This window comes from Aquisphaera insulae, assembly GCF_011064615.1.
In the GTDB taxonomy this organism is placed as follows: domain Bacteria; phylum Planctomycetota; class Planctomycetia; order Isosphaerales; family Isosphaeraceae; genus Aquisphaera; species Aquisphaera insulae.
This window is the reverse complement of the sequence record NZ_JAALJH010000049.1, coordinates 65,180-71,859: the sequence shown is the minus strand read 5'-3', so window position 1 is coordinate 71,859 and position 6,680 is coordinate 65,180. Positions and strand designations below refer to the sequence as shown.

The window sequence follows — 6,680 nt, the reverse complement described above, 5'->3', positions numbered from 1 at the left end:
TGCATCCGCTTTCTTGCGGTTCGATCTGGGCATGGATGATCCCCCCGGGATCGAGAACAACGTCCGGATCGGTAGCTACCCGGGGGGATTTCGAGGTCGATGAGGACAGGAATGGTGCGCCGTGGACCCTCAGGCAGGCCGCCGGACGCGGGCCCGCATGCCAAGGACCAGGGCCATCGGCCCCGCGCAGCCGAGGAGGGCCAGGGTCAGCGACGCCGGCTCGGGGATGGCGGCGGGGTCGAAGCTCAGCTCGATGATCCCGCGATAAGGGCCATTCACGCTGCCGCCATTCGTCGTGTCATTCCACGTCCCCGGCGTGCTGCCCTGGTTCAATCCGTAGTGGAAGTTGAACGCCGTATACCATTCGTTGCCGGTGTTGTTGTTCGGCTCGCCGGGGTTCCAGTCCGTGTAGGTCACGGCGGAGCCGTCGGTCCACTGGAAGTTCCTGTTGGCCGCATTGGGCGAAAAGTTGGTATCGACGAGCCCGATCCAGAAGGGCTGGCGTTCGCCCCCCGGCACGGAGGCGGTGACGAAGTTCGCGACCAGGAAATCCTGCTCGCCCTGACTGGTGATCGAGGCCAAGTGCCCGCCGTCCGCCACAGCTTCTGCCTCCGCGGCAGTCCAGGTTTCCCTCTGATCCGTCAGCCCGTACCAGTGGCCGGTGCCCGCGTAATAGACGAAGCCCGCCTCGGCGGGAGGGGCCAGGTCAAGGCCAAGGACCAGGAGCGTCACAACGATGGAGGCGACTCGAAGCATGTCGGTAATCCCTTAGTGTGAAAATAGCGAACGGCCGCGGGCGGAAGAACGGCGACCCAGGGCCTCACCCCGAGTCCGACCGGAAGGAGGCCAGGAAGGCCTACTGCAAGTCGTCAGATCGACGCCGGTTCATGGACCAACTTGAGATGCGCGTCTCTGGCTGTGCTGTCGTAGAACTTGTTGGAATTCTCACCGAATCCGACGTGGCGGCCTCCACGACGGCCTTCGGCCTGAACGCTGCCGATCGCCGCTTGGCGGTCCGACCCATATCGTGACGTCGATGCGTTTCCCTCGGGGGATAGCTTACCGAGAGGTCCGAATCCGGGGGTCCACCATCGACATCATGTCGACCCGGCGGACGGAACCGAATCCGAGCGCCATCATCAGGGGCGCGGCGTCACGAGGTCGCCGCATGATCCACGTCTCGATCGTCTTGGACATCTCCTTGAGGTGCATCGTTCGGGTCGCCGGGCAAGGCGCCGAGCTGCGCGTCTCGATTCGGGGAGAGATGGACTCCCAAAGGGGAAAGACGCTCACACGCGAGCTTCATAGCGCGCGTGACGGCATTTTCTTCAGGGAATCCGCAGTGACGGCTATTTCGGGATGAATGAAGCCGATGCGGGACCGTGCCGTGAGGGGGACTCAAGGTCGCGTCGATGGGACGGCCGGGGCCGCGGCGAGGATCTGAGCCAACTCGCGATCAAGGAAATGGAGCTCGAAGTCGCCGTTGCGGTAGCGGCGCATCCATCGGACCGCCCGGTCGCGATAGGTGAGTGCATCCTCACGCCGCCCCTGCTTCGCCAGGACCATCGCCATGACGAACCACTCGTGAGCGTCTCCACCGTCGCGCAATTGCATCGATCGCTCCAGGTCGCGTCGAGCGGCAGTCAGGTCGCCGGCGCGGTATTCGGCGAGGCCGAGGGTGAAGACCGGACGGCGGCCCCTGGACAGATGGGCGCGGTTGTCGCGGGCCTCAGAGGTGGCTGCGACCAGTCGACGGGCCAGTTCCAGGGCGAGCTGCGGGTCGCGGAACTCGGGATCTGGGACCAGGCTCAGGAACCAGGGGGCGTAGCTCCATCGGATGGGCTCGTCCTTCAAGAGCACGAGGATTCGATCCATCGCGGAGCGAGCGGTCCGAAAATGGGGACCGGCTTCTTCCCGTCGCCCCACGTCCCAGAGTTCCATACCCAGGTGCGCATGCGCCCCCATCACATCAAGATGATACTGGCCTTTCGACACATACGAGGCCGCCTGGCCCTCCGCGACGGTGACCGCTCGTTCATACGCGACCAGCGCCCCGGCATGATCTCCGGCCACGGTCTTCAGCAGGCCGATGTGAATCATCACCCCGATATCGGCGGGCATGTCCGGGAAGCGTTCCGCCGAGGTCCTGAGGAATTCTTCGTAGACGAAGACGGCCTCGTTCACCACGTCGCGTCGTGCCTCGACGAAGCCCGGCCCGACCTCCAGGTCCGGGTTGGCGAGCTTCTTGAGCGGCTCGGTAACCCCCTGGAGGACGAAATCGGCGTTCTCCCGTGCCCGGCTCGCCTGCAAGGCGGCTTCACGTTCCTTCGCCGTCATGCGCTCGAGGGCCACGGCGGTCAGGTCCCGCTCGCGCCGGATCATGCCCGCGGATACCGCCAGGACGATGACCCCCAGGAGGAGTGTCAACAGGCTTCCCGCGACGAGCTCGGGCCGCCGTCGCCCCCAGGCCACGATGCACTCCCGGACCGTCGGCCTGCGGGCGCGAATTGGCCGATTGGCGAGGAATCTCTTCAGGTCCTCGGCGACCTCGCTCGCCGTCCCATAGCGGGCATGCGGATCGACGGCCGTGGCCTTCAGCACGATGGTCTCGATATCGCGCGGGATCGCAGGGTCCAGGCGGCGTGGAGGCGTGATCGACCCCTCCGTGACCCGCCGAAGCACTTCCAGCCTGTCCGTCCCGTCAATCGCGGGGCGGCGTGTCAGCATCTCGTACAGCGTGACCCCCAGCGAGTAGACGTCCGTACGATGATCGAGGCAGCCTCGCTTCGCCTGGGCCTGCTCGGGGCTCATGTATCGCAGCGTGCCCAGGGCGTGGCCCGTAAGAGTGAGCTCGCCGGCACCGTGGAACAGAGCCAGGCCGAAGTCGGTGACCCAGAGCTTGTCGTCCCGATCGATGATCAGGTTCGCCGGCTTGACGTCGCGGTGGATGATGCCCAGCCCATGCGCGTGGTCGAGTGCCTCCGCAGCCTGGATACAAAGCGTCGCCGCGTACCGGCAGGATTCGCGGTCCAGGGGCCGTCCCGCGCCCCCTTCCGCGTCGCGCCGCCTTTGCTCGGCGATCCACCCAGCGACCGTTCGCCCCTCGATGAGACGCATCGCGTAGTAATGCCGGTCGCCCTCGCAGCCCACGGAGTAGACCGGGACGATGTTCGGGTGTCCCATGTGGGCGGCCATCTGCGCCTCGGACTGGAACCGCCTTTGCACGGCAGGATCCATCGCGGCGACGTGCGGGAGCACCTTGACCGCCACCCGGCGTCCCAGCGATTTCTGGATCGCCTCGTAGACGATCCCCATCCCCCCGCGGCCGACCTCCGCGAGCATGACGAAATCGCCGAGCGTCGAGCCACGGAGGCTCTCGTCCCGAGCGACGGGCGCGGACGACTCGCCGAGCGACGTGGGCGCGGGACGCAGCGTGGTCGTCTCGCGATGGAGTCGGTCCTGCTGATCGAAGAAGGCCCGGAGCGAATCGGCCAGATCGGGATGATCCCGGATCAAGGACTCGATATCGGCCTCGCCGCCGTCGGCGACCACCGAGTAGTACGCGCCGATGACCTCATAAAGGCGGCGATCGCGATCGTCCGCGACCTCCATCGCATCGAGCTCCATGGGATCAGGCCTCGCTATCGAGGAGTTCGCGGAGACGCTTGACTCCGCGATGGAGGAGCCCGGCGACGGCCGGAAGGCTCTTGCCCATCTCGCGGGCGACCTCGGGGACGCTCCGCCCCTTGAGGTGTCTCAACTCGAGGGCCCGCCGTTGATCCTCGGGGAGGCGACTCATCGCATCGACCAGGTGGAAGCAACGCTCCGTCAGAACCAGCCGGTCATCGGGGGGCGAATGCTCTGCGGCGAGCCACGTCGCGAGTCGTACGGAGGACTCACGGAGGGCCGCGTCGAGCGACCTCGCGTGCTGACCGCCCTGTCGCCTGTGACGGCGAAGTGCATCGGCGATCTGGCTGGCGAGGATCGATCGCAGCCAGGCGGCCCGCTCGGCCTCGCTCCCGCCGCGAAACTGATCCTTCCGCTCATGGGCCCTCAGCAGGGCCTCCTGGACGAGATCGCTCGGGTCGACGATCCCCAGGAGCATCGTATCCACCTGGAGTCGGGTCAGAGTCAGGAGGTAGTTCCTGTAACTCTCCAGCGATCGTGTCGGCTCTGCGTCGAGGGACATATTCCCCCTTTCGGTAAGACGCCGGCGCCGCGTCGGGCGCGCGCCGAAAGTCAGGAATTCCCCGACCGAGGCGACCACACACCGCCTCGATGACCGACCAAGCCGGGTTGGAATCGACCCGACCCAAGGGATGCACCAGGTTGCTCCACCGGGTACGAAATGTCGGAGACCAGGTTATCCCTCGCTCCGAGCGACGTGCTCCCTGGGGAATCCGGGCGAGAGGGACTGCCGAAGTCCCTCACGAGCCCGGGCCCTGGAATAGGAATACCTGGGATCGATCCCCTGAAACGATTGCGTTCGATACGGTCCGCCGGGGAGCGGATTGAACCGGGGCTCCGCTCCATGACTCGGCGGGCTTACCAAGAGGCTTCGGCTCAGCCGCTCTTCCGCCCGGACTGCTTCATGAAAGCCAGGCCCTCCTTGCAGAGCCCCATGGCGTCCGCGAAGAGGGGCCGCCAGACCTTGGTCGCGGCAGCCAGCGCGGGGAGGGCCGTGCCGAAGGCCTCGATGGTCGTATATCCCTGATAGCCGGACTCCTTCAGGCCGCGATAGAACGACTCCCAGTCCACCTGGCCGGTTCCGGGTGTCCCGCGATCGTTCTCGGAGACGTGGACATGGATCGTCTCCGAGGCGCACGTTCGGATGGCCTTCGCCTGGTCCTTCTCCTCGATGTGCGCGTGAAAGCTGTCGTACATCATCTTGCAGGAAGGATGGCCGACCGCCTTCACGAAATGGACGGCCTGCTCCGCCGTGGTCAGGAAGTAGTTCTCGAATCGGTTCAGGTACTCGAGGGCCATACGGATGCCCCGCGACTTCGCCTTCTCGGCCGCTCTCTGCATCGACTCGACGCCGTGCTCGAATTCCTCCTCGGTGGGCCCGGCGCCGGAGAAGACGCCGAGGGCCGAGTGGAGCGGGCCGCAGAGGATCTCACAGCCGAATTGCTGGCCGCATTCCAGGACCCGATCCAGGTAGGCGACCGCGGCACCCCGGATCTCGCGATCGGGGGAAATCGGATTGGCGTTGGCGGGCATCACGGTCACGGCCGTGGCCCCAAGGCCGAGCGCCTTGAGCCGTTTGCCGAGCCGAGCATACGGGGCCAGGTCGGCCGTCTGGAAGATGGGGATCTCGACCGAGTCGAAGCCCATTTCCCTGATCTGTTCGATGATCGGATCGTGCGCCTCGGAGACGAAGTCGGTCCAGAGGAGCAGGTTCATGCCGGTCTTCATGCGCGTTCTCCGTGTGCAATGACCGCGTCCCGTGGCCCTGTCAGATCGGGACGACGGTCTCCCACTTGTGGTGTTCGGCCGAGTCGAGGACGGCGTCGCAGACGGCCTGGGTGGCGAGCGCATCGCGGAAGGTCGGCCCGGTAGGCTGTCCCTTCGCCAGGTTGTCCAGGAAATCCGCGACCTGATGGACGAAGGTGTGCTCGTAGCCGATCTGCAGGCCGGGGACCCACCAGTGCTTCATGTAAGGCATGTCGCCGTCGGTGACGTGGACGGACCGCCAGCCGCGGATCAGCGAGTCGTCCCCGTGGTCGAAGTACTCGAGCCGGTGGAGGTCATGCAGGTCCCACTTGATGGACGCCTTCTCGCCGTTGATCTCGAACGTGTAGAGCGCCTTGTGGCCCCGGGCGTATCGCGTCGACTCGAAGAGGCCGAGGGATCCGTTGTCGAACCGGCAGAGGAAGGCGCAGGCGTCGTCGATGCCCACCGGCTGGACCTTGCCGGTGAGGTTGTGCCGCCGCTCCTTCACGAAGGTCTCGGTCATCGCGGCGACCGAGTTGATGTGGCCGTTGAGCCAGAGCGCCGTGTCGATGCAATGGGCCAGCAGGTCCCCCGTGACGCCCGACCCGGCCACCTCGGAGTCGAGCCGCCAGAGACCCGTGCCCCCCTGCGGCAGGTCCGCGGAGATCGTCCAGTCCTGGAGGAAGTTGGCGCGGTAATGGTAGATCCGGCCGAGCTTGCCGGAGTCGATCAATTGCTTGGCCAGGGTGACGGCGGGGACCCGGCGGTAGTTGTACCAGACGGTGTTGGGGACCCCCGCCTTCTCGATGGCGTCGACCATCTGGTGCCCCTGCACCAGGTTCATGGCCAGCGGCTTCTCGCAGAGGACGGCCTTGCCGGCCTGGGCGGCGGCGATGGCGATCTCGGCGTGCATGTTGTTCGGGGCGCAGATGTCGATGGCGTCGATGTCCCGGCGGGCGATCAGCTTCCGCCAATCGGTCTCGATCGACTCGTAGCCCCACTTCTCGGCGAAGTGCATGGCGTTCTCCTCACTGCGGGCGCAGCAGGCCTTCAGGACGGGCCGGTAGGAGACGTCGAAGAAGTCATTCACGCGCTTGTAGGCGTTGCTGTGCGTCCGGCCCATGAAGCCGCAGCCGACGAGGCCGATGTTGAACGGTTTCTTCTCTGCCATGGGATCACCTTCTCGCGTTTCGGAGATTCGTTTGGAGTCGTCGATCATCGGCCGGGTCGGCCCGAGCCGCCGCAGG

The 6,680-nt window shown here is 66.0% G+C and carries 6 protein-coding genes; 1 reads left to right on the top strand and 5 read right to left on the bottom strand.

Annotated elements, in window-relative coordinates:
• Positions 1 to 129: 129 nt before the first annotated feature.
• Positions 130 to 756, bottom strand: coding sequence for a C-type lectin domain-containing protein (locus tag G6O54_RS23170; RefSeq protein WP_165228538.1), 627 nt, complete (start codon positions 754 to 756; stop codon positions 130 to 132).
• Positions 757 to 1,168: 412 nt separating this feature from the next.
• Between G6O54_RS23170 and G6O54_RS23165 the strand changes: the two genes are divergently transcribed.
• Positions 1,169 to 1,363: a hypothetical protein gene (locus tag G6O54_RS23165; RefSeq protein ID WP_165228536.1), complete on the top strand. Its 195-nt coding sequence runs from the start codon at positions 1,169 to 1,171 to the stop codon at positions 1,361 to 1,363.
• Between the two features lie 35 nt (positions 1,364 to 1,398).
• Here the strand turns inward: G6O54_RS23165 and G6O54_RS23160 are convergent, their stop codons facing one another.
• The 4 genes from G6O54_RS23160 to G6O54_RS23145 form a co-directional block, all read right to left on the bottom strand.
• Positions 1,399 to 3,627 carry a serine/threonine-protein kinase gene (locus G6O54_RS23160; RefSeq protein ID WP_165228534.1) on the bottom strand — a complete coding sequence of 743 codons (2,229 nt, stop codon included), beginning with the start codon at positions 3,625 to 3,627 and terminating at the stop codon, positions 1,399 to 1,401.
• A gap of 4 nt (positions 3,628 to 3,631) precedes the next feature.
• A complete protein-coding gene (locus G6O54_RS23155; protein ID WP_165228532.1) occupies positions 3,632 to 4,189 on the bottom strand; it encodes a sigma-70 family RNA polymerase sigma factor in 558 nt (185 codons plus the stop codon).
• 374 nt (positions 4,190 to 4,563) lie between these two features.
• A complete protein-coding gene (locus G6O54_RS23150; RefSeq protein WP_165228530.1) occupies positions 4,564 to 5,415 on the bottom strand; it encodes a sugar phosphate isomerase/epimerase family protein in 852 nt (283 codons plus the stop codon).
• A 40-nt stretch (positions 5,416 to 5,455) separates the two neighbouring features.
• On the bottom strand, positions 5,456 to 6,604 hold the full coding sequence (locus G6O54_RS23145) for a Gfo/Idh/MocA family protein (protein ID WP_165228528.1): 1,149 nt from the start codon (positions 6,602 to 6,604) through the stop codon (positions 5,456 to 5,458).
• Positions 6,605 to 6,680: the final 76 nt, after the last annotated feature.